This window comes from Stenotrophomonas sp. SrG (genome assembly GCF_050031795.1).
Classification (GTDB): domain Bacteria; phylum Pseudomonadota; class Gammaproteobacteria; order Xanthomonadales; family Xanthomonadaceae; genus Stenotrophomonas; species Stenotrophomonas rhizophila_A.
Genome location: NZ_JBNBBE010001809.1, coordinates 1 through 230 on the forward strand (window position 1 = coordinate 1; position 230 = coordinate 230).

At 69.6% G+C, this 230-nt stretch carries 1 protein-coding gene; it reads right to left on the reverse strand.

Annotation, left to right across the window (positions count from 1 at the left end; translation table 11 throughout):
• Window positions 1–229: MFS transporter (locus tag ACQG3P_RS25470; protein WP_426806594.1), on the reverse strand; the 229-nt coding region annotated here is incomplete at its 3' end.
• Window position 230: the final 1 nt, after the last annotated feature.

Sequence of the window (230 nt, forward strand, 5' to 3'; positions counted from 1 at the left end):
ACCACCCCGCAATCGAGAGCGCAAAGCCCATGCGGGTGCCGATGCGGTCGACCAGGCGGCCGAACACGACCTGGCCGGCGGCGTAGAACAGCCTGAACACCGTGACCAGCCGCGCATAGTCTTCCTTGGTGGCGCCCACGTCCTTGGAGAGCTGTGGCAACATCACCGCCAGGGCGGTGCGGTCGAGGTAGTGGGTCCCGGTGGCCGGCCCGCGCAGCGCCACGAGCAGC